A 20,007-nucleotide genomic window follows, 5' to 3' on the forward strand; every position below is an offset into this window, starting at 1 on the left:
GGTCATTATTTGGTGATCTCTTTGGCCATCGCCTGACCGGCGGTGGTCACGTAATATTTTGCGATCATGTTTTTCACTTCCCAGGCGGGAACGGCGCCGGCTTTGAGGAAACCGAGATAGCGCTGGAGCACTTCGGCAAAATGCGCTTCGTGGCCGGTTTTCAATTCCTGCGGTATAGCGATGTGGAACTGCTTGCCCCGCGCTTCCACGGAAATACCGGGATACTTCGCGGAAAGGCGCTTCACGGCCGCGTCCAGCGTTGCGGCGAACCCGGTATCTGCGGCTACGGGCTCTACGAACAGCTCGGGCTTCCAGGATTCTTCCGCGCCCTGGCGAATAACGATGTTACTGCGGCTCCCCCGCGCAATGGCGAAATGCGTATCGCCCCCGCCCGCAGGCGCTTCGAAATTCCACAGTGCCGACAGGCGGACGTGGAACCCTTTCACGGTATAGTCCACCGTGCCATTTGCGGCGATGCCGGCCACGGAATCTTTTACGTATGCCTGCAGAAAATCGGGGAATGCATCGGCGCCAGTGATGGTGGAGAACTGCGCGAGCGTCAGCGGCGTTTTCCATTTCACGGCTTTATTCAACTGGATATCTTTCGTATAGTCGAGCGCGGTAGTGTCGAACAGCATCCAGTGGGTGAGGTCCACGAGATGGGTGTTCACGTCTACGAGGGCATCGCCCTGTTGCGAGGGGTCGAAGAACCAGGTGGGCCGGCGGAGCGGCTTGCCAGATACCATTTTATAGAAATGGTGAATGCTTTCGATTTCGATGGCCGGTTTTTCCGGGGTGCCGGGCTGCATGTCCCCGAACACGGAAGCATCGCGGAGCAGTTCTTTCTGGAGGATGTTCGTGATCTCGGAACGTTCGGTCATGATATCGTACAGCAGCACTTTGGCGGCGTCGGCATCGGCGAAGCTTTTCCGCAGCGATGTGAAGTCGGCTTCGGTAATGGCCATGGGCTTATCTGCCAGCACGTGCATCCCTGCCTGAACGGCCGCGTCGATGTAACGGGTTTTATCGTGGTTATTGCCGGCGAGCACCACAACGGAACCTTTGCGCTCGGATTTCAGTTTTTCCAGCCAGTCGGCCCCGGTGTAAACGTCTTCTTTCCAATGCGTGGGGTCGGCCGGCCGTTCGTTATACTGTTTGATGAGATTGAGGTGGGCTTCCAGCTCGGGGCCTTTCGGTGCATAGACGTGCACGATGCTGTCGATTCCCGGCGTGGCGGTTTTTTGCACGAGCGCGGCGTGGAAGTGGCCGGGCGCGAGGGTGATCAGGTGAACCATATCTTGCGCTTCTTTCGGTTGTCCGGGCTGGCAGGCTGCCATGAGCAGCGAGGCGCCCAGCAGGTAACTGTAACGGTATTGTTTCATGTTGATCATATTAACGTTGATAATCGACCGGTGTTTCGGGCGATGTGGCGTATGCCTTGGACGGGTTGCGCCGGGCGGTTTGGCCGACCAGCCAGTGGAGCCCCTGGTAAAGATGGTTCACGAAAACGGGATCGGTGTAATCGCGCTTGTGATGCCCGAGCGAAGTGAACCAAACGAATCCGCCGTCGAAGTACTGGTACCAGGCGGCGGGGTAATAATTCCCGAACGAGCCCTGGTTTTTCGTGAGCACGGTATCGTTGACGTCGCGTAAACTTTTGACATCGTGGGCCAGGATGGGATGGATGCCACCGTAGAGTTCCTTCGAGAAATAGCATTCGTCTTCGCGGACCCAAACCTTCGGCACGTCTTTCAGCGACGGATGAGAAGGGTTTACCGCCACGAGACGGAACTGCTGGTATTTGGCGTGCCAGGCAAAGGTGCCGCCGATCATCCGTTTGAACCAATCCCATTTCCGTTCCGTGCCGATGGCGGAATGCACGCCCATGAAACCGCCGCCCGACTGAATGTACCGCATGAGCGCCACTTTCTGGGCGTCGGTGTCGAACACGTCGTTATTGGTGGAGGTAAAAACGAGTGCGTCGTATTGGGCGAGGCGGGATTCGGAGAACACGGAAGCATCGTCGGTCACATCCACGGCGAAGCCATGATCTGCGCCCATTTTTTTGAATGCGGCGGCCGCCTCGGGGATATTGTCGTGGACGAATCCTTTCCCGTTTTTGGTGAAAACGAGCACTTTCTTTTGCTTCCAGTTCACGGTGCCTTGCGGGGCGCGTTGGGATGCGCAGGCAGTGAGGAGGAACAGGCAGCTTATCAACAAAATCCCCCGGGCAGGGAAGCGCTTAACATTCATAAGAGATTGATTGACTGTGGAATTGACGTAGGGCGATGCCCCTTTGCCTAAAAGTAGGCAACCGTTCGGGGCTTTCCAACCCGAAGTACCCTTTTACCGCCGGAAAGCCCGTTTACAACGTTTGAAGGAGGGACGAGCGGCAGTCGTCAAATGTGTGAAGGTTAACTTGGCTTTTGTGAAGCTTCCGGATTTTTATTTCGCAGAAAATAATCGAGCAACATGCCCAGCTGGATATTGGTGATGATATCGTAATTGAAAAAGACGGGATTGAAATACCACCTTCCCAGTCGGAACAGCCGTTTACCGTTTCCCGTATGGAAAACGATCCAGGCCAGGCGGAAAACCACTAGTTGCACGGCGATGTACAATATCATGGGAATGCCCGAGGCTGCCCAGGATTCACCGAACATCCATCCGCAAATCCAACGGAACAACAGGTACACGACTAACGGAACAAAGAACAACGCTATACTGCGGTTGAATTCGAAGTAGGTGAACTGTTCTTCGAACTTCTTCTGCGCGGACGGATTGTCGTGGATGGTTTTGGTGAGGTAAAAACTCAGTTCAGGTATCAAATCCAACGGTGGCGCCGGCGTTTTCTCCCTGATATCGGCGCGTGGGATCGAGGCATTGGCCAGTTCCGTGATCAGGGGAGCAAGGCGGGAATGCTGCATCGCCTCTTTCCTGGGAAGGCTGGTCAATACGAAAATATGCCCGAGAAAATCCATCACTACTCCTGTGAGCACTGAAACCGGGATAACGATCGCGATGGAGGTGACCAGGCTTTCGGAGAAAATGTCAGGAACAATGCCATTGAGGTAAAGGGCGATGACGATAAGGATGTTTAGAAAAAGACCGGGCCAGAAATGCCGTTGGAACTCTCCTCCAAGTATACCGTTTACAAGCGATTCCATATTCAGGGATGTTTATTGCCGTGGAAAAATCTGCGTAGCGAGTAATCCTATATTCGAAAAGAACTGCCGGGCTCGGGCATGGTCTTCGGATGTACTGTCGGAAAACCGGGCGCCCTCCTGCTGTATCATCGTAGCCATGATCAACGGGTGTCCGCCATGCTCGATCATGCAGGAGTCATAGAATACTGTATTGCCGGAAGCCGATTTTTCCGCCAGTACTTTTTCATCCCCCAACAACAGGCTCAGCCGCTTCTTGCTTTCGTATCGCGCGGCACGGAGGTAATAACGGAATCCACTGCCGTTCCGGGAAAGCACCCCCAGGGCGATTTTCCGCTGAACCGGTGAAAACAGCAGATCGGTTAAACGGAAAGTATGCGTCGCTTCCGCCAGTATTTTGGCGCAAAAGCCGGCGACGCCGGGATGGACGGGAGAAGGAAACCCCGTAGAAACGAGCCGATAGAACAACGCAACGTCGTCTGCGGAAGTTTCGTTGATACCCGCTGCAGATTCTGCGGGGGAGGGCATCATGGGCACGCGGATAGCCGTGCTTTTTGCACTGGTCGCATCGATAAATCGTTGTACCGCATCCACGGTCAGCAGGCCCAGGATTTTATTGGTGGCGGTGTTGTCGGACCAACCCGCCATGAGCCATAAAAGTTCGCTGATGGTAAACGACGGGCCGCCGTTGGTGTATTTAAGGATTCCAGAACCCTGAACGATATCTTTCGACCCGATAGCCAAGCGGGTGCTGGCCTGCAATCGATTTTGCAGTAAAGCGTCGGCCGCGGCGCCCAGGATGAACAGCTTGATGAAACTGGCCGCAGGCAATTTTCTTTCGCTTTCGTACCGGAATGTGTCATCCCTGCCAGCGATATTGATCGCGACGTTCGCAGTTCGATCCTGCAAATAATTTTGAATAAGCTGATCAATGGCCGACTGTTCCATGTGATGCGTAATGATTCATTTGGCTTAACATTTCTTCGACAGACAGGTCCGGATAAAAAGCCACGTGTGACGGATGGCCTGCGCTGGCGGCTGTATACAGGTCGATCCCCTTCGCCGATAAATCCGTCGAAGGAAATTCGGCTGGAAGGGCAGATGAAACAACGAGTGTTTTCAAGATACGCATAACGGCAAAATAAAACGCCGGCCGGGGATGAAATAGCTGGAATTGGGCCTCTCCTCCCCTTAATGGAAGTTGCCGGCCGACTGCGGAATTGTACGCTTCTGCGGCCAGTTGCCAGATGTGATCGGCGGCGTTGGTTAGCCGGCCGGGATCGGCTTCGGTGAAAAAGCCGTCGAGCATATTTCTGATGAAATCGGCGCCCCGCAGCATCTGGAAGGTGTAACCGCTTTCCGGCCAGGAAACCGCGGGAAGGAAAAAGTATATCCATTGATGTATTGCAGACACCAGGTTACGGAGCACCTCCCATCCATGCCGGCCCGGAAGGATATCGTCCAGGAAGGCGGCCGTGTCTACGTCGGAGAAGAAAAGCGGGTGCAATAGGTCGTTGCGCATGCTCCAGTTATCGGGACTGCCGGAAAAGCGGTACAGTCGGGCGGACGTGCTGAATTGCCGCAGCAGTTTGCCGGCATGGCGGGCCAGAGAGGATATGATCACAACGCGGTGGTCTGGCCTATCGAGGGAGAAACCCTCTTCAGACAAGTATTGTTTACACCATGCGGGAATGTCGTCACCGGAAACGGGTAAATGCCAGTGCATAAACAGGTCGAAGGGCGTGGTTTGCAGCGCGCCCTCCGGCAGGCGGGACACGCTTACGCCCATGCATTCGCCTTCCAGCTGGAGATGGGCGTATTGATAAGCAGTGATGGGCGTATTGGAGGGTAGGCCGCTCTGTTGCAGCCGCTTGAATATCCGCTGGTCGTTTTGTGCAATACGGTACGTCATGCCGCCGATGGGGGCGGAATGGCTTTGAACGGATTGCATGGGAAAAGGCGGGAGGTCTGCTGGGTCTACATGCACGATATTCCTTTTGAAAGCGCGTTCCTGCGGCGGCATGGGGTGCGAGCCCGAGGGAACGGGCGTCGTGGCCCTTTTGATGCCGGAAAAGGAAATCGTTTCGGGATTGTAGAACCCCGCGCCCTTGATCTTTAGCAAAGCGCCGGTATGGCAATCGGGATAGAAAAGGCTTCGCCCCGGCATGGGGTACCACGCTGGCTGGTGCGAGGTTTCCCAGGTAATGATGGATTTTACGACCTGCTGCGTTTGGGCGGCAAATCCTTCCGGCCATATTTCATCCTTTTGCAATGCGACAATTTCCAGGCGAGACATGACAATCATTTTTCGGTGGATAAATGCGTAAGGGACCGTCCGGGATCGCTGCATTGCGGAATGCTTCGTTCAAACGGGCACAGATCACCTTAAAAAGTCACAGGATTAAATGAGGAAGGTCAAAACTATTACCAGAAAGAGGCGTAAAAATTAAAATCGGGGGAAAACAAACCGTGAAAAAATTCCGAAGAGGCACAGGTGCCATATAATGAAAATAATAATTGTGGGGAGAAAAAAAAAGGAAAAAAAAGAGACCATCTTTCGATGATCTCTTTTCCGTGGTGTGAGCCGGGATCGAACCGGCGACACATGGATTTTCAGTCCATTGCTCTACCAACTGAGCTACCGCACCAACTTTTTTTGTTACCCTTTGTCTGAAGGGGAATGCAAAAGTAGTACATTTCCTGAAAATTCCAAAGAATTACTCGAAAATTTCTGCTTTGGCATTGATCCCGTTCCACAACTTATTTCTCCATTCCAGTGCTTTCACGGCATAGGCGGCGCTTTCCGCCCATTTCTCGGGATCGCTTCCACATAATTCTTCTACCATTTTTTCCGCGAGCTTGCTGTGATGATCGCCGTCTACTTCGATATGGCGCTCGAGGTAATAAATGAAAATGTCGAATTTTCCGGGGAATTGTTCGTTCAGATCTTTCACCAATGCGTAGAACATATCGGGAATAAGATCTTCTCTTCCGAAAGTAAATACGGCCGCCATGATGTGCGGTTTATCGGTGGCGATCACTTCAAAGGTAAACTCGAGGAATCCTTTTACGGATGGCGGAAAACCCTCCAGCAAAGCGCTCAGCGGTTGCCCGGCGCGAATCCCTTCCAGCAGGCTATTGATCCTTTTCGTATCGGCGCCCGCCTGCTCCATCGCCTGGATGTAGAGCTCGAAATGGCTGCAGTGCATGGTGCCGGTAACGTCTACGTCACTTTCCTCTCCGGTCACGATTTCGTTGATGAGGAACCGCGTTTCGGGAGAGCCCACCGGCACCCAGGGCGTGGTTACGCAGGTGAGCGCACGCTGCAATCCTTTCAGCAGGCTCATGAAATCCCACACGGCAAACACATGGTGCTCCATGAACTTGCGTACATCTTCGATCGACTGCAACTGTCCATACAGCGGGTGTGCCACGATCTGCCCGCGAACGCCGGCGATATCTTTCTTTACTTCATTAATTCCCATATACCACTAAAAACTTGATACGCATTAATTTCAACTGTTCGATCGAATAGTTGCCTTCTTCCAGTTCTTCCTTCGCCAGCGCCAGGCTCGAGGTTTCGCAGCCTTTGAAATATTCCAGGATCTCGTCTTGCGCGTAATCGTCCAGCTCTTCGTCGATGCAGTAATCGAGGTTCAGCTTGGTACCGCTGGCCACGATGGTCTCCATTTCGTCGAGCAGTTGGGAATACGACAGTTCCTTGTTGCGGGCGATGGTTTCAAGGGGCATTTTCTTGTCGATGTTCTGTATGATGAACACCTTCAGCCCGCTCTTGTTCACGACGGATTTCAGGACGAAGTCGTCCGGCTTCACGATATCGTTCTCTTCCACGAATTTGGCGATGACGTCGATGAACTGTTTGCCGTAGCGGATGGCCTTTCCCTTGCTCACGCCCTGGATCTTTTCCAGTTCCTGGGTGGTGGTGGGGAATTGGGTGGCCATATCTTCGAGCGATGTTTCGAGGAAGATGACGAACGGCGGCAGGTTCTTTTCGCGCGCCACCTTCTTGCGGAGGTCTTTGAGCATTTCGAACAGCACGGGGTCGGCGGTAGGCTGCGGTTCCGCGGCGGCGTTCTCTTCTTCCTCGGCCGCTTCCTCTTCGAACTGGTGGTTGAGGGCCACGTGGATGAGGTACGGCTTTTTCATGAATTTCCGGCCTTTCTCGGTGATCTTCAAAAGCCCGTATTCTTCGATATCTTTTTCGATGAGCCCTTCCAGCATCATCTGGCGGAGGAGCGAATTCCAGAAATGGGCGTCGAACTCCTTCCCTTCCCCGAACACGTCCAGCTTATCGTGCCGGAAAGTGGTGATCTGGGGATTGGTTTTGCCGGTGATGATATTCACGACGTAATCGGTGCCGAACCGCTCTTCGAGGGAGGAAATGGCTTTGAGGGCGATCACGACGCGGTTCTTGACTTCGATCTTTTCTTTCGGGTTGCGGCAGTTGTCGCATTTACCGCAGTCTTCCGTGTCGTATTGCTCACCGAAGTAATGGAGGATCACTTTGCGGCGGCAAACGGCGCTTTCGGCGTAAGCCACGGTTTCGTTGATGAGCTGTGCGCCCATTTCGCGTTCGGAAAGGGGCTTGTCGCGCATGAGGTGCTCCAGTTTCTGCACATCCTGGTAGGAATAGAAGCAAATACAATTGCCTTCGAGGCCATCGCGCCCGGCGCGCCCGGTTTCCTGGTAATAGTTTTCCAGCGATTTGGGGATGTTGTAGTGGATAACGAAGCGGACGTCGGGCTTGTCGATCCCCATCCCGAAGGCGATGGTGGCCACGATCACTTCACATTCCTCGAGGAGGAACATATCCTGCCGCTGTGCGCGGGTGGTGGCGTCGAGGCCGGCATGGTAGGCTACGGCTTTGATGCCGTTGGCCACGAGCATATCCGCGAGCTCTTCCGTGGTTTTACGGTTGAGGGTGTAGATGATGCCGGATTTGCCTTTATGCAGGTGAATGAATTTGACGATTTCCTTGATGGTCTGCTCCTTTTTGCGCTTCGGGCGGATCTCGTAATAGAGGTTCGGGCGGTTGAAGGAGGAGATAAAGATTTCGGGGGAGCGGAGCTCCAGGTTTTTGACGATATCGCTCTGCACCTTGGGCGTAGCCGTGGCGGTGAGGGCGATGATGGGCAGGTTGGGACTGATCATTTCGATCATTTCCCGTAACCGCCGGTATTCCGGCCGGAAATCGTGCCCCCATTCGGAGATACAGTGCGCCTCGTCCACGGCGATGAAGGAAATCTCCAGTTCGCGGAAGAAGTCGATATTTTCCTGTTTCGTGAGCGTTTCGGGCGCTACGTAAAGCATTTTTGTTTTGCCGGACTGCAAGTCGGTACGAACTTTCTTGATTTGCGCTTTCGTCAGGGTGGAGTTCAGGAAGTGGGCCACGTTGTCTTTACTGCTGTAGGAACGGACCAGGTCTACCTGGTTTTTCATCAGCGCGATCAACGGGCTTACTATGAGCGCAACTCCGGGGCTCATCAGGGCCGGCAGTTGGTAGCAAAGCGATTTGCCGCCGCCGGTTGGCATGATCACGAATGTATCTTTTCCGGAAAGTATGCTTTTAATAATTTTCTCCTGATTCCCTTTGAAAGAATCAAACCCAAAATGTTCGTGTAATGCATCCAACAAACTTACCTTTGCAACAGCCATCACATTTAATTTAGTTAGATCCGAGTAAATGCAGCGAAAAAACGCTGACTTTAGATGAAATATTATTGATATATAATTTTGGGGGACACGAAATTACTTAAAAAACCCCGTTGTGTCAATATAATTTACAGGATCGCGGGGCTTGGGTAAAAAATTGATAAATTTGTGTTTGTCGCATGAAACAGAAGACAACGGTTAATATTCGGGAAACAGGGATCAGGACGATCAGGCTGGAATCTTCGGCGATCGGGAGCCTGGAACAGTACATCAATGCGGATTTCGAGCGAGTGGTGGAGCTGATGGCGGCCTGTACCGGGCGTGTGGTGATCACTGGCATCGGTAAAAGCGCCATTATTGCGCAGAAGATCGTGGCCACGTTCAATTCCACGGGAACGCCGGCTTTGTTCATGCATGCGGCAGACGCCATCCATGGCGATCTGGGGATGATCACCCCGGACGATGTGGTGGTGGTTATTTCGAAAAGCGGGGAATCCCCCGAGATAAAGGTCCTCGTCCCCCTCGTCCGTAACCTCGGCAACGTGCTCGTGGCGATCGTGGGCAAGGCGGATTCCTACCTCGCGCAATCGGCACATTTTGTGCTGAATACGTATGTTACGCAGGAGGCATGCCCCAATAACCTGGCCCCCACTTCCAGCACAACGGCCCAAATGGTGATGGGCGACGCCCTCGCCGTTTGCCTCATCGAGATGAAAGGCTTCACCGCCGAAGATTTCGCCCGGTTCCACCCCGGCGGCACCCTCGGCAAAAAGCTCTACCTCAAGGTTGGCGACCTCAGCCGCCAGCACCAGGTGCCCAAGGTAAGCCTCGGCAGCAACCTGCGCGAAGTGATCGTGGAAATCTCCTCCAAAATGCTGGGCGTCACCGGCGTTGTGGATGAAAATAACCAGCTCCGGGGCATCATCACCGATGGCGACCTCAGGCGTATGCTCGAAAAGAATATGAACGCCGCCGGCGCCACCGCGGCAGACATTATGAGCACACACCCGAAAACCATCGACGCCGATGAGCTCGCCGTCAATGCGCTGGATATGATGAGAACTTATGATATCACCCAATTGCTGGTCATGAAAGGCGATCAGTATCATGGAATTATACATTTACACGACTTAATCCGAGAAGGAATTATCTAAAAGATGACACCGTTAAACAACCATTTTTATGTGGCCATCATGGCCGGCGGAATCGGAAGCCGCTTTTGGCCCTACAGCCGCACGGATTATCCAAAACAATTCCTGGATATCCTCAATACAGGCAAGACCCTCCTGCAATGGACCTATGAAAGGTTCGCGCAGTTCATTCCCGAAGAAAACATTTACGTAGTAACTCACCATCACTACGCCGACACCGTGGCCAAGCAATTGCCCAACCTGCCGGTCGCAAACATCGTGAGCGAACCGTCGCGGAAAAATACCGCACCCTGTGTGGCATATATTTCCCACAAAATCCACAAGAAAGACCCCAAGGCCAGCATGATCTGCGCCCCGGCAGACCATCTCATCATGGACGCCACGTCTTTCACCAGCACTTGCCTCAACGCCCTCCTGTTCGCCCAGAAAAACAATGCCCTGCTCACCCTCGGCATCAAACCCACCCGGCCAGACACCGGCTACGGGTACATCCAGTACGAAACGGAGCAGGTGGCAGACAATGTGTACAAGGTTAAAACCTTCACCGAAAAACCCAACCTGGAACTGGCCAAAACCTTCCTGAAAAGCGGCGACTTCCTCTGGAACGCCGGCATTTTCGTATGGAACTCCGCATCCATCCTACAGGCATTGGCCAAATACCTGCCGGAAATGGACGAACTTTTCGTGCAAAACAAAGACAGCCTCAATTCAGCCGGGGAAAAAGAAACCATCGAACGGATATACACCCAGTGCACCAACATTTCCATCGACTACGGTATCATGGAAAAAGCGGACAACGTGTACGTGATCCCCTCCAACTTCGGCTGGAGCGACCTCGGCACCTGGGCCTCGGCTTACGAAAACCTGGATAAGGACTACCTCGGCAACGCCGTACAGGGCAAGAACGTGATGGTGATAGACGCAACCAAATGCATGGTAAAAGCTCCGAACGATAAGCTCGTGCTGCTGCAGGGGCTCGATGATATGATCGTGATCGACACGAACGATGTGCTGCTCATCTGCAAAAAACAGAACGAACAGCAGATCAAGGAATACGTGGCCGAAGTGAAGCGTCACAAGGGCGACAAATTCATGTAAAGAGACGTCGGGTCAAGACATAAAAAAGCCGGAAGCGACTGCTCTTCCGGCTTTTGACTTTTCAGGGTCAGGCGGTTTTTTCTACAACCTGCAGCGGTTTGCCGATCCGCTTGGTGTGTTCATGAAAAGTAACCATGCCTGTTTCGACATCATACATGGCTCCGATAATGCCGACTTCCCCATTATCGATCATCTCTGCGAGAATGATGCTTTGCTCCAGGATGGCTTGCACCGAACGGTCGATGTGGATATTCGTAACGGCTTCCACGAATTCGTGGTTTTTTGAATTCCTGTTTTCGGTGATGGTTTTCTCCTGGAAAACGGCCGGGCGGATCTTGCCGAGCAAACCGGTAAGGTTGCCCATTTCCACATGGTCGCACGCGCCTTTGATGGCACCGCAATGCGTGTGGCCCAGCACTACGATGATTTTGGAACCTGCAACTTTACAGGCGTATTCGAGGCTGCCTAGCACGTTGTCAGACACAACGGCGCCAGCGAGGCGGATGCTGAAGATATCGCCCAGGCCCTGGTCGAACACCAGCTCGGCGGAAGTGCGGGAGTCCATACAGCTCACGATCGCGGCTACCGGCCACTGTCCTTCTTTCGTATCGTTGACCATCGCGAGCAGGTTGCGGTTGATGCGCAGGTTGTTCACGAAGCGGTCGTTTCCTTCTTTCAGGATTTCCAGCGCCATTTCGGGCGTAGTATTGCTTTGGGAGAGTTTATTGTGTGTCCTCATTTTCCGGATCTTTTTTAGTTAACAGATAATTCTTTCAATAATTCCTTGTGGGTGCCTTGTGAATGGGCAACTACCACCTGCGGTTCTTTCTCTCCGTCCATGAAGAGATGGTCGGTATTATTCACCTTATATGCCTCTTTAAAACCGCGCAGTACTACCTTGATCTGCTTTTGCGGCGCCTTGATTTGCGCGAATTCGCGGATAATGTCGAGCACATCCTGGTCGATGTACAGCGTTTTGGCGGCGTCGATGATCACGGTGCTTTTGTCGGGCATTTTATCCAGCGTGAGCAGGATGTTGGCTTTGTTGAGGAAGGAAACTTCCTGCGTGAGCTCGAGCACGAACATATCGCCGGAGCGGTATTTTTCCTTGCGGAAGAAATACGGGCTTTTCATATTGCCCCAGAGGAGGAACAGTACGCTTACGCCCAGGCCGATGGCTACGCCCACGAGCAGGTCTGTCATCACGATCGTTACCACGGTTACCACGAAGGGGATCCACTGGTATTTGCCTTTGGCGAACATTTGCTTGAAGATGGTGGGCTTGCACAGCTTGTAACCGGTTACCAGCAGCACGGCGGCGAGGGTCGACAGCGGGATCATGTTGAGCAGTGTGGGGATGAGGGCCGCACATACCAGCAGCAGCACGCCGTGAGAAATGGTGGAGATCTTGGTACGGCCGCCGGAGTTGATGTTGGCGGAAGAACGAACGATCACCGAAGTCACGGGCAAGCCGCCGATGAGGCCGCTGATCATGTTACCGAGGCCCTGGGCGCGCAGCTCGCGGTTGGGGTCTGAGTAGCGTTTCAGCGGATCGAGCTTGTCTGTTGCCTCGAGGTTCAGCAAGGTCTCGATGGAAGCTACCACGGCGATGGTGATCGCTACGGTGATAACGTCGGCATTGAGGATCTTGCTGAAGTCGGGCAATGTGAACTGGCCGGCGAATTCGCTTGCGGAAGCGGCAACGGGGAGCGAAACCAGGTGGCTTTGCTCAAGGGCCAGCGTGGAGCCGGAGGCGATAAACAGGGCGTTGAGGCCGATACCGGCGAGGACGGCCACAAGCGGGGCCGGGATGGCTTTCAGTTTGGGGATTTTCTGCCAGTACAGCAGAATCGCGATGGAAATCGCGGTGATGATCACCGCCCCCAACTGTATATGATTAATGGTGCTCAGGATGGAGGTGAAAGTATTCTCCCCATCGTGTTGGATGAAAGCAAGTTCCCCTTCTGCATGCTCGTCGTACCCGAAAGCATGGGGGATCTGTTTTAAGACGATGATGATACCGATAGCGGTGAGCATCCCGGTAATAACGTTAGACGGAAAATAGTTGGCGATGACCCCTGCGCGGATGAGCCCCAGCAGGAACTGGATGGCGCCTGCCAGTACCACGGCGAGGAGGAAAGATTCGAATGCGCCCAGTTTGCCGATGGCGGTGAGCACGATAGCGGTAAGGCCCGCGGCGGGGCCGCTGACGCTCAGATTGGAGCCGGAAAAGAAACCTACGACGATACCGCCCACGATGCCCGCGATGAGGCCGGAAAACAGGGGTGCGCCGGAAGCCAGGGCGATGCCGAGGCAAAGGGGCACCGCGATCAGGAATACCACCAGCCCCGCAGAGAGGTCGCCTTTGATATTGGACGTAGCAGGAATTTGCTTGCTCATGTAGCGTTGATTTTATACGGAACAACGGCATCGCGCACACCGGCCGGGCTGCAGTCATTAAAGCCATGCCGGAATGTTGGTCGCCAAAACCCCGGGCCCGTTCCGATCACCACCGTACATCCACCGCCCGCGGAGCAGCACATGAACGGAAACGTCGAACAGCCTCAGGATGGCTTTGCAATGCGTCTTCCGTGGAGAGGAAATAAAAATGAAAAGTCAAATGCGCCATGCCCGGACCGGGTGGCGCGAACGGCAATTAAGCGAGCACGTTCGGAGGAGGGGTCTGGATCTCCTGCACAGGACCGGCAGGAACGTCTTCCAATAAACGATAAGTGTAAGAAGTAAGGAACAATGCAGGGTTCATCGATGGTTCATCATCGCCATATTTATGGCAATTCAGATCGGCCAGCAGCTTCACGCCGCCTTTAGACCCGCAGCTCCCTTCCACGTGTTCCTCTACAATCTGATTATTAAACAATAGTTTCCCTACTTCCTTGATAGGAAGCACCTGGATACACATCAGGCTGATTAGGAAAACACTGATTAATTTTTTCATGAATTGCAAGTTTCACACTTCAATGTGGAGCAAAAGTAACCCCGCCAATCCATAAATTCTATTTTTCCGGGTCAAAAAAATGTTAAATAACCGGTAAGCAGCTATAAATCTGCAACTTACGGTTTAATAATAGCCATATAGCCCATCCCGCCCATTTACCGTTCATCATTTTCCGTTTTCCCATCCCCCGCCCCATTTTTATCAATATGTCAAACTAAATCAGTTAGTTATACGAAAAGTCCGGTAATGTTCTTCGCCAGTTATTTTGCATTAAAGGGTATTGTGTATTGCATAGTAGTAAATTGTTTGTATCTTTGAATCGTCAAGCTGAAAGTATCAGCGCTAAATCAAAAGCTCACTTGCCATGAACATAGATAACACACAATCACAGATGAGAAAAGGGGTGCTCGAGTTCTGCATCCTGTCCATCATCAAGCAAGGCGAGGCTTATCCTTCAGACATTATCGAAAAAATGAAAGAAGCGAAGCTGGATATCCTGGAAGGGACTTTATATCCGCTTCTGACACGCCTCAAGAACGCGGAATTCCTCACCTACCGCTGGGTGGAAAGCAGCTCCGGCCCCCCGCGCAAATATTTCTCCATGACCGAAAAAGGCGAATCCTTTTATAAAGTCCTGGAGGCCACCTGGAACGAACTGGCCAACGCCGTTCACCAGCTCACCCAGCAACCGGAATCAAACCAGTAAATACCCATCCAAAACCTAAAAACCAAGATTCAGAGATGAAAAAGATTATCAACATAAACCTCTCCAGCCGCCTGATTCCCATCGAGGACTCGGCCTACGAGCTGCTCAGGCAGTACCTGGACAGCCTCAAGCGATATTTCTCGCAGGAAGAGGGAGCAGACGAGATCGTGAGCGATATCGAAAGCCGCATCGCCGAAGTGTTCCAGGATAAAATCCGCAAAGGCGCGCATTGCATTACCGACGAAGACGTGATCGAGATCAAGGCTTCCATGGGTACGCCGGAGCAATTCGGCGACGAGCAGCCTGCCAACGGCAACGCTTCTTCTTCCCAATCACAACAGCAAGGCCAGCAACAGGCGTTCGAGCCGTATATCCGCCCCCGTAAACGCTTCTACCGCGATACCGACCACAAGGTGATCGGCGGCGTTTGCTCCGGCCTGGCAGCTTACTTCCGCATCGACCCCGTGATCATGCGCATCCTCTTCGTCATCACAGCCCTCTTCTGGGGTGGCGGCATCCTCGTATACCTCATCCTCTGGTTTGCTACGCCGGAAGCCGCTTCCGCAGCCGAAAAACTGGAAATGCGGGGGGAGCGTGTAGACGTAAATAATATTAAAGCGACCGTTCAGGAAGAAATGAGCCAGATCCGCGCCCGCATGGAAAGAATGGGGGACGATGTGCGAAATTTTTCTACGGGCCGCGGGAAACAGTTCGGTAGAGATGCCGGTTCTGCGATAGAGTCGTTCTTCCGGGGGCTGGGTAACGCCATCGCCTGGATCGCCAAAGGGTTTTTCCTCTTCTTCGGCTTCGTACTGCTCTTCGTGTTGGTAGTGGGCCTGATCGCCGCTGCCACCGTTTCTCCGGTCCTCCTGCAGATCAAAGACCTCGTTCTGGCAGCGGGAACGCAACAGGCGCTCTTCTGGCCGGCCGTTGCCCTGCTGTTCGGGATCCCCGTGCTGGGGCTCATCCTCTTCCTCGTGCGTAAAATCACCGGCAGCAGGATGACCAACAAATACGCCGGCATGACGCTCGGGTTTTTCTGGATCCTCGGTATCGTGCTTTCCATCTCGCTCGCCGTGTCCGTTTCCCGCGACTTCACCACCGTCAACGGTATCCGCGAACCCATACCGATTCAGCAGCCTTCCGGCGGACGGCTCATCATCTCCCGGAACGACGACCTGCTGGAAATCGAAGAACATAATATTTTCGACGACCTGCACATTTCGGAAGACACGGTGATCTGCGACAACATCCGCATCCATATGGAGAAAAGCCCGAACGACCAGTTTTCCGTCGAGATCAAAAAGAGCTCCCGCGGCCGCAGCAGCGCCGAAGCGCGCGAGCTGGCCCGTGAGATCAGCCTCCAGATCGTTCAGCGAGACTCCGTGCTCCTGCTCCCCAGCGGGTTCTCCTTCCCCAGGGATTCCAAGTTCCGCGACCAGCGCGTGTACCTGACGGTTTACGTACCCGCAGGCAAAGAACTGATCGTTGACCGCAAAGCACGCGACCATTACGGGTTCGACGGCTACCGCAGCGGCCGCTGGTGGGACGAAGGGCACGATTGGGACCGCGACGACCGTATGGAGCTGAAAATGAATGAGAACGGTGATTGGGAAAGAAGAGAAATACCGCCGGCTCCGGGTTCCGACCAACAGTTCCGCGACTCCCTCGACCGCAACTACCGCTACCAGGGCCCCGACCGCGAAAATCCGCAGCCCGAAAGGAAAACGGATTCCGTTCAGCCCGCCAAAACCACCGCGGCAAACCGGTTCGTCGGTTTCCTGTTCAGCCTCCCGAAACCCATCGCATAAGATATAGCAATTCGTCACAATAAGTTTAGTTTCTAAAACCTGAGAGACCGCGGTGTTTACCGCGGTTTTTTCTTTTTCGGAAAGCGCCGCCTGTCCTATTTTTCCCGATCCGATCATTTCCCTCCCTATTTAATCGCTAGTTTTGCATATTCAAAAAACCGGAGGATCAGATAAGGATGAAGGCACCCATCAACATTGCGCTGGTCGGCAACCCGAACAGCGGCAAAAGCTCGCTCTTTAACGCGCTGACAGGATTAAACCAGAAAGTAGGCAACTTCCCCGGCGTTACCGTCGACAAAAAAACCGGCAGCGCCCGCATTTCGCCGACGCTGGAGGCGAACATCATCGACCTCCCCGGTACTTACTCCCTGTACCCCAAAAGCGCGGACGAATACGTGACGTACGACGTGCTCCTCCAGCCCGGCAGCGAAGACCGCCCGGATATGGTCATTATCATCGCCGACGCGTCTAACCTCAAGCGCAACCTGCTTTTCTGCTCCCAGATCATCGACCTCAAAATGCCCGTGATCATCGGGCTCACCATGATGGACATCGCCAAGAAAAAAGGCATCGAGATCGACCTGGCAGGGCTGGAACGCGAGCTCGGCGTGCCTGTGGTAGCCATCAACCCGCGTAAGAACAAGGGCATGCAGCCCCTGAAAAAGAATATAGAGCTCGTGGCGCAGGAGAAATTCGTTGTCCCCGCCCGGGAATTCATCGAGAACCGTTTGCTCGCCCCGGCGGTGATAGACGGGGTGAAGCAGATTTTCCCCGTTTCCAGCGACTACGCGGCGCTGCACGTAGCTGCCAATCATGAAGAGCTGGCTTTCATCACCGAAACCCAACAACACGGTTTGCGCGAATTGCTGAAAGCGCAAAACTTCAACAAAACGAAAGTGCAGGCAGAAGAGATCATGCAGCGATACGCCCGCATCAAACATATCATGAACATCACGGTGGTGGAAACCGACCCCCTCCAGCAGCAACTCCAGACGGAAAGGATCGACAACATCCTCCTGCACCGCGTTTGGGGATACCTTATCCTGCTGGGCGTGCTGTTCCTCCTTTTCCAAAGCATTTTCTGGCTCGCCTCCTACCCCATGGACCTCATCGAGGCCGGCTTCGGCTCCCTGGGCGGATGGCTGACAGGCGTGCTGCCAGACAATAACTGGACAGACCTGCTCGTGAACGGCATCGTGGCCGGCCTTGGCGGCATCGCGGTGTTCATTCCGCAGATCGCGATACTTTTCGGGTTGATCACCATCCTCGAAGATACCGGCTACATGGCCCGCATCAGCTTCCTCACAGACCGGCTCATGCGCCAGGTGGGGCTGAACGGCAAATCCGTCATGCCCCTCATTTCCGGCGTGGCCTGCGCCGTTCCCGCCATCATGGCCGCGCGCAACATCGAGAACCGCAAAGAGCGCCTGATCACCATCATGATCACCCCGCTCATGAGCTGCTCGGCCAGGTTGCCCATTTATACGATCATGATCGCCCTCGTCATCCCCAACGTACCCGTGCTCGGCATCTTCAACCTCCAGGGCCTCGCCATGATGGTGCTGTACCTGCTCGGGTTCGTGATGGCGTTCCTCGTAGCCGCCGTCATGAAGCTTTTCATCAGGATTAAAGAGAAAAGCTACTTCATCATGGAGCTCCCCGTGTACCGCGCCCCCCGCTGGAAAAACGTGGGCACCACCATGATCGAGAAAGCGAAAATATTCGTCACCGACGCTGGTAAAGTGATCATGGTGATCTCTGTAATATTGTGGGCGCTGGCGTCTTACGGTCCGTCAGGGAAAATGGACGCCGTTCACAGGGAATACGAAGCGCAGATCGCCGCTACGGCAGACAGTGCCGCCATCGAACAACTGAACCGCGACTTTTCTTCCGCCAAACTCGCCAACAGCTACGCCGGCATTCTCGGTCACGCTATTGAACCGGTGGTGAAACCGCTGGGGTACGACTGGAAAATAGGCATCGCGCTGATTACATCCTTCGCCGCGCGCGAAGTGTTCGTAGGTACGATGGCCACGCTGTACAGTGTAGGCGATACCGAAGACAGCGATGCTACGCTGCGGGAGAAAATGGCCATGGCCAAATGGTCTGACGGGCGGCCCGTGTACACCCTGGCCACGGGGCTTTCGCTCATGATCTTCTACGCCTTCGCCATGCAGTGCATGAGCACGCTCGCCATTGTGAAGCGCGAAACCAAAAGCTGGAAATACCCCGTCATCCAATTCGTGTACATGACCCTCCTCGCCTATGTTTGCAGCTGGGGCGTGTTCCATCTTTTCCAATAACAACGCATTCGAACATACCAAAGCCGGCGCCTTTTCGGGTTGCCGGCTTTTTTGCGCTAACTGCGCGGATTTAGCTGCCGTTATTCCCTACATTTGAGTAAATACGAACCAGATGAAGACACTCCTGACCCTGATCTGCTGCGCAGCATTGGCCCCGACTGCCATGGCACAGGTGGATTCCGTTCTGTTGCTGAAAGACGTGGAAACCCTTAGCGCCGACAAGTTCATGGGCCGCCAGACGGGCTCCAAAGGCAACCGGATGGCGCAGTTTTACCTCCTCGAACGTTTCAGGAAAGCAGGTATCCAGCCCTGGGAAGGCACTTACGAGCAACCGTTCTATTTCACGAGCGGCGACAGGCGCATCATGGGCACCAACCTCTTTGGGTACATACCCGGGAAAACCGACAGCGTGATCGTCATATCCGCACATTACGACCACGTAGGCGTGGGGCCTGGCAACGGGGCAGACAGTATATTCAACGGGGCGGACGATAATGCGTCGGGCGTAGCGGCCATCCTGGGCTTTGCGGCCTGGTTCGCGAAACATCCGCCGCGCCATACCCTTATTTTCGCGGCGTTCGACGGGGAGGAAATGGGGCTCCGCGGCGCGAGGGATTTCGTGTCGCGCCCGCCGGTTCCGCTGAAAAAAATCAAAGCCAATATCAATCTCGATATGGTAAGCCGCAATGGTAAAAATGAATTATACGCCTGCGGAACGTTTCAGAACCCACACCTCAAACCCGCCATAACCGCAGCCGCCGCCAAATCGAAGATCAAACTGCTCACGGGGCACGACCAGCCCGGCGAAGGCAGCCAGAACTGGACGAACCAGAGCGACCAGGGCGCGTTTCACGCACAGCAGGTGCCGTTCATTTATTTTGGGGTGGAAGATCATGAAGATTACCACAAGGTCAGCGACGAATTCTCCCGCATCCAGCCGTCGTTTTTTTACCAGGCGGCCAATACGATACTCGATGTCCTTAAACTAATCGACCAGCAATAAAGAAAAAGGCGCCTCATTGTAATGCCCCCCAAAAGTTGGACACTTTAGGGGGGCATTTTTATGGACAAACGCATTAAATACAGTATTCGTCAAAAAGAGTTAACAGTTGTTTCGATAGAAAAGGGGAAGGAGTCCATTACTT

16 protein-coding genes and 1 tRNA gene are annotated in these 20,007 nt (G+C 53.8%); 6 read left to right on the plus strand and 11 right to left on the minus strand.

Going from position 1 to position 20,007, the window contains the following annotated elements; genetic code table 11:
- Nucleotides 1–5 precede the first annotated feature (5 nt).
- The 8 genes from EJ361_RS22445 to recQ form a co-directional block, all read right to left on the minus strand.
- On the minus strand, nt 6–1,382 hold the full coding sequence (locus EJ361_RS22445; RefSeq protein WP_126248570.1) for a putative oxidoreductase C-terminal domain-containing protein: 1,377 nt from the start codon (nt 1,380–1,382) through the stop codon (nt 6–8).
- A gap of 10 nt (nt 1,383–1,392) precedes the next feature.
- The gene (locus EJ361_RS22450; RefSeq protein ID WP_126248572.1) at nt 1,393–2,253 is read right to left on the minus strand and encodes a ThuA domain-containing protein; all 861 of its coding nucleotides are present in this window, start codon (nt 2,251–2,253) and stop codon (nt 1,393–1,395) included.
- A gap of 161 nt (nt 2,254–2,414) precedes the next feature.
- Nucleotides 2,415–3,167, minus strand: a complete 753-nt coding sequence (locus EJ361_RS22455; RefSeq protein ID WP_126248574.1) for a hypothetical protein — start codon at nt 3,165–3,167, stop codon at nt 2,415–2,417.
- 12 nt (nt 3,168–3,179) lie between these two features.
- On the minus strand, nt 3,180–4,073 hold the full coding sequence (locus EJ361_RS22460; RefSeq protein WP_164714380.1) for a serine hydrolase: 894 nt from the start codon (nt 4,071–4,073) through the stop codon (nt 3,180–3,182).
- A 19-nt stretch (nt 4,074–4,092) separates the two neighbouring features.
- Nucleotides 4,093–5,460, minus strand: coding sequence for a hypothetical protein (locus EJ361_RS22465; protein ID WP_126248578.1), 1,368 nt, complete (start codon nt 5,458–5,460; stop codon nt 4,093–4,095).
- A 279-nt stretch (nt 5,461–5,739) separates the two neighbouring features.
- Nucleotides 5,740–5,812 (minus strand) — tRNA-Phe (locus tag EJ361_RS22470).
- Nucleotides 5,813–5,881: 69 nt separating this feature from the next.
- Nucleotides 5,882–6,649 carry a DUF3050 domain-containing protein gene (locus EJ361_RS22475; protein WP_126248580.1) on the minus strand — a complete coding sequence of 256 codons (768 nt, stop codon included), beginning with the start codon at nt 6,647–6,649 and terminating at the stop codon, nt 5,882–5,884.
- On the minus strand, nt 6,639–8,840 hold the full coding sequence (gene recQ, locus EJ361_RS22480; protein ID WP_126248582.1) for a DNA helicase RecQ: 2,202 nt from the start codon (nt 8,838–8,840) through the stop codon (nt 6,639–6,641). Before recQ ends, EJ361_RS22475 begins: the two co-directional genes overlap by 11 nt.
- 176 nt (nt 8,841–9,016) lie before the next feature.
- Here recQ and EJ361_RS22485 point away from each other — a divergent pair, with 176 nt between their 5' ends.
- Together EJ361_RS22485 and EJ361_RS22490 are read left to right on the plus strand one after the other, a co-directional pair.
- Complete coding sequence (locus tag EJ361_RS22485) at nt 9,017–9,991, plus strand: KpsF/GutQ family sugar-phosphate isomerase (protein WP_126248584.1); 975 nt, start codon at nt 9,017–9,019, stop codon at nt 9,989–9,991.
- Nucleotides 9,992–9,994: 3 nt separating this feature from the next.
- Complete coding sequence (locus EJ361_RS22490; RefSeq protein ID WP_126248586.1) at nt 9,995–11,086, plus strand: mannose-1-phosphate guanylyltransferase; 1,092 nt, start codon at nt 9,995–9,997, stop codon at nt 11,084–11,086.
- Between the two features lie 67 nt (nt 11,087–11,153).
- On the opposite strand, the gene EJ361_RS22495 is transcribed toward EJ361_RS22490, so the two are convergent.
- From EJ361_RS22495 to EJ361_RS22505, 3 genes are all read right to left on the minus strand, one after another.
- Entirely contained in the window at nt 11,154–11,825 is a 672-nt protein-coding gene (locus tag EJ361_RS22495; protein ID WP_126248588.1) for a carbonic anhydrase family protein, read from the minus strand.
- Between the two features lie 14 nt (nt 11,826–11,839).
- Complete coding sequence (locus EJ361_RS22500; RefSeq protein WP_126248590.1) at nt 11,840–13,486, minus strand: SulP family inorganic anion transporter; 1,647 nt, start codon at nt 13,484–13,486, stop codon at nt 11,840–11,842.
- A gap of 256 nt (nt 13,487–13,742) precedes the next feature.
- Nucleotides 13,743–14,042 carry a hypothetical protein gene (locus EJ361_RS22505; protein WP_126248592.1) on the minus strand — a complete coding sequence of 100 codons (300 nt, stop codon included), beginning with the start codon at nt 14,040–14,042 and terminating at the stop codon, nt 13,743–13,745.
- Nucleotides 14,043–14,406: 364 nt separating this feature from the next.
- On the opposite strand from EJ361_RS22505, the gene EJ361_RS22510 reads away from it, so the two are divergent.
- The 4 genes from EJ361_RS22510 to EJ361_RS22525 all read left to right on the plus strand — a co-directional run bounded on the left by EJ361_RS22510 (nt 14,407) and on the right by EJ361_RS22525 (nt 19,865).
- Nucleotides 14,407–14,748, plus strand: a complete 342-nt coding sequence (locus EJ361_RS22510) for a PadR family transcriptional regulator (protein WP_126248594.1) — start codon at nt 14,407–14,409, stop codon at nt 14,746–14,748.
- A gap of 35 nt (nt 14,749–14,783) precedes the next feature.
- Nucleotides 14,784–16,559, plus strand: coding sequence for a PspC domain-containing protein (locus tag EJ361_RS22515; RefSeq protein WP_126248596.1), 1,776 nt, complete (start codon nt 14,784–14,786; stop codon nt 16,557–16,559).
- Nucleotides 16,560–16,735: 176 nt separating this feature from the next.
- Complete coding sequence (gene feoB / locus EJ361_RS22520; protein ID WP_126248598.1) at nt 16,736–18,862, plus strand: ferrous iron transport protein B; 2,127 nt, start codon at nt 16,736–16,738, stop codon at nt 18,860–18,862.
- A gap of 112 nt (nt 18,863–18,974) precedes the next feature.
- Entirely contained in the window at nt 18,975–19,865 is an 891-nt protein-coding gene (locus EJ361_RS22525) for a M20/M25/M40 family metallo-hydrolase (RefSeq protein WP_126248600.1), read from the plus strand.
- Nucleotides 19,866–20,007: the final 142 nt, after the last annotated feature.

This window comes from Chitinophaga rhizosphaerae, assembly GCF_003958645.1.
GTDB classification, from domain to species: domain Bacteria; phylum Bacteroidota; class Bacteroidia; order Chitinophagales; family Chitinophagaceae; genus Chitinophaga; species Chitinophaga rhizosphaerae.

What these genes read in the sequence shown, in the direction of transcription:
- EJ361_RS22500 (WP_126248590.1), bottom strand. Translation starts at nt 13,486, where the DNA reads ATGAGCAAGCAAATTCCTGCTACGTCCAATATCAAAGGCGACCTCTCT.
- EJ361_RS22525 (WP_126248600.1), top strand. Translation starts at nt 18,975, where the DNA reads ATGAAGACACTCCTGACCCTGATCTGCTGCGCAGCATTGGCCCCGACT.
- EJ361_RS22475 (WP_126248580.1), bottom strand. Translation starts at nt 6,649, where the DNA reads ATGGGAATTAATGAAGTAAAGAAAGATATCGCCGGCGTTCGCGGGCAG.
- EJ361_RS22455 (WP_126248574.1), bottom strand. Translation starts at nt 3,167, where the DNA reads ATGGAATCGCTTGTAAACGGTATACTTGGAGGAGAGTTCCAACGGCAT.
- recQ (WP_126248582.1), bottom strand. Translation starts at nt 8,840, where the DNA reads ATGGCTGTTGCAAAGGTAAGTTTGTTGGATGCATTACACGAACATTTT.
- feoB (WP_126248598.1), top strand. Translation starts at nt 16,736, where the DNA reads ATGAAGGCACCCATCAACATTGCGCTGGTCGGCAACCCGAACAGCGGC.
- EJ361_RS22465 (WP_126248578.1), bottom strand. Translation starts at nt 5,460, where the DNA reads ATGTCTCGCCTGGAAATTGTCGCATTGCAAAAGGATGAAATATGGCCG.
- EJ361_RS22485 (WP_126248584.1), top strand. Translation starts at nt 9,017, where the DNA reads ATGAAACAGAAGACAACGGTTAATATTCGGGAAACAGGGATCAGGACG.
- EJ361_RS22445 (WP_126248570.1), bottom strand. Translation starts at nt 1,382, where the DNA reads ATGAAACAATACCGTTACAGTTACCTGCTGGGCGCCTCGCTGCTCATG.
- EJ361_RS22450 (WP_126248572.1), bottom strand. Translation starts at nt 2,253, where the DNA reads ATGAATGTTAAGCGCTTCCCTGCCCGGGGGATTTTGTTGATAAGCTGC.
- EJ361_RS22505 (WP_126248592.1), bottom strand. Translation starts at nt 14,042, where the DNA reads ATGAAAAAATTAATCAGTGTTTTCCTAATCAGCCTGATGTGTATCCAG.
- EJ361_RS22490 (WP_126248586.1), top strand. Translation starts at nt 9,995, where the DNA reads ATGACACCGTTAAACAACCATTTTTATGTGGCCATCATGGCCGGCGGA.
- EJ361_RS22510 (WP_126248594.1), top strand. Translation starts at nt 14,407, where the DNA reads ATGAACATAGATAACACACAATCACAGATGAGAAAAGGGGTGCTCGAG.
- EJ361_RS22515 (WP_126248596.1), top strand. Translation starts at nt 14,784, where the DNA reads ATGAAAAAGATTATCAACATAAACCTCTCCAGCCGCCTGATTCCCATC.
- EJ361_RS22495 (WP_126248588.1), bottom strand. Translation starts at nt 11,825, where the DNA reads ATGAGGACACACAATAAACTCTCCCAAAGCAATACTACGCCCGAAATG.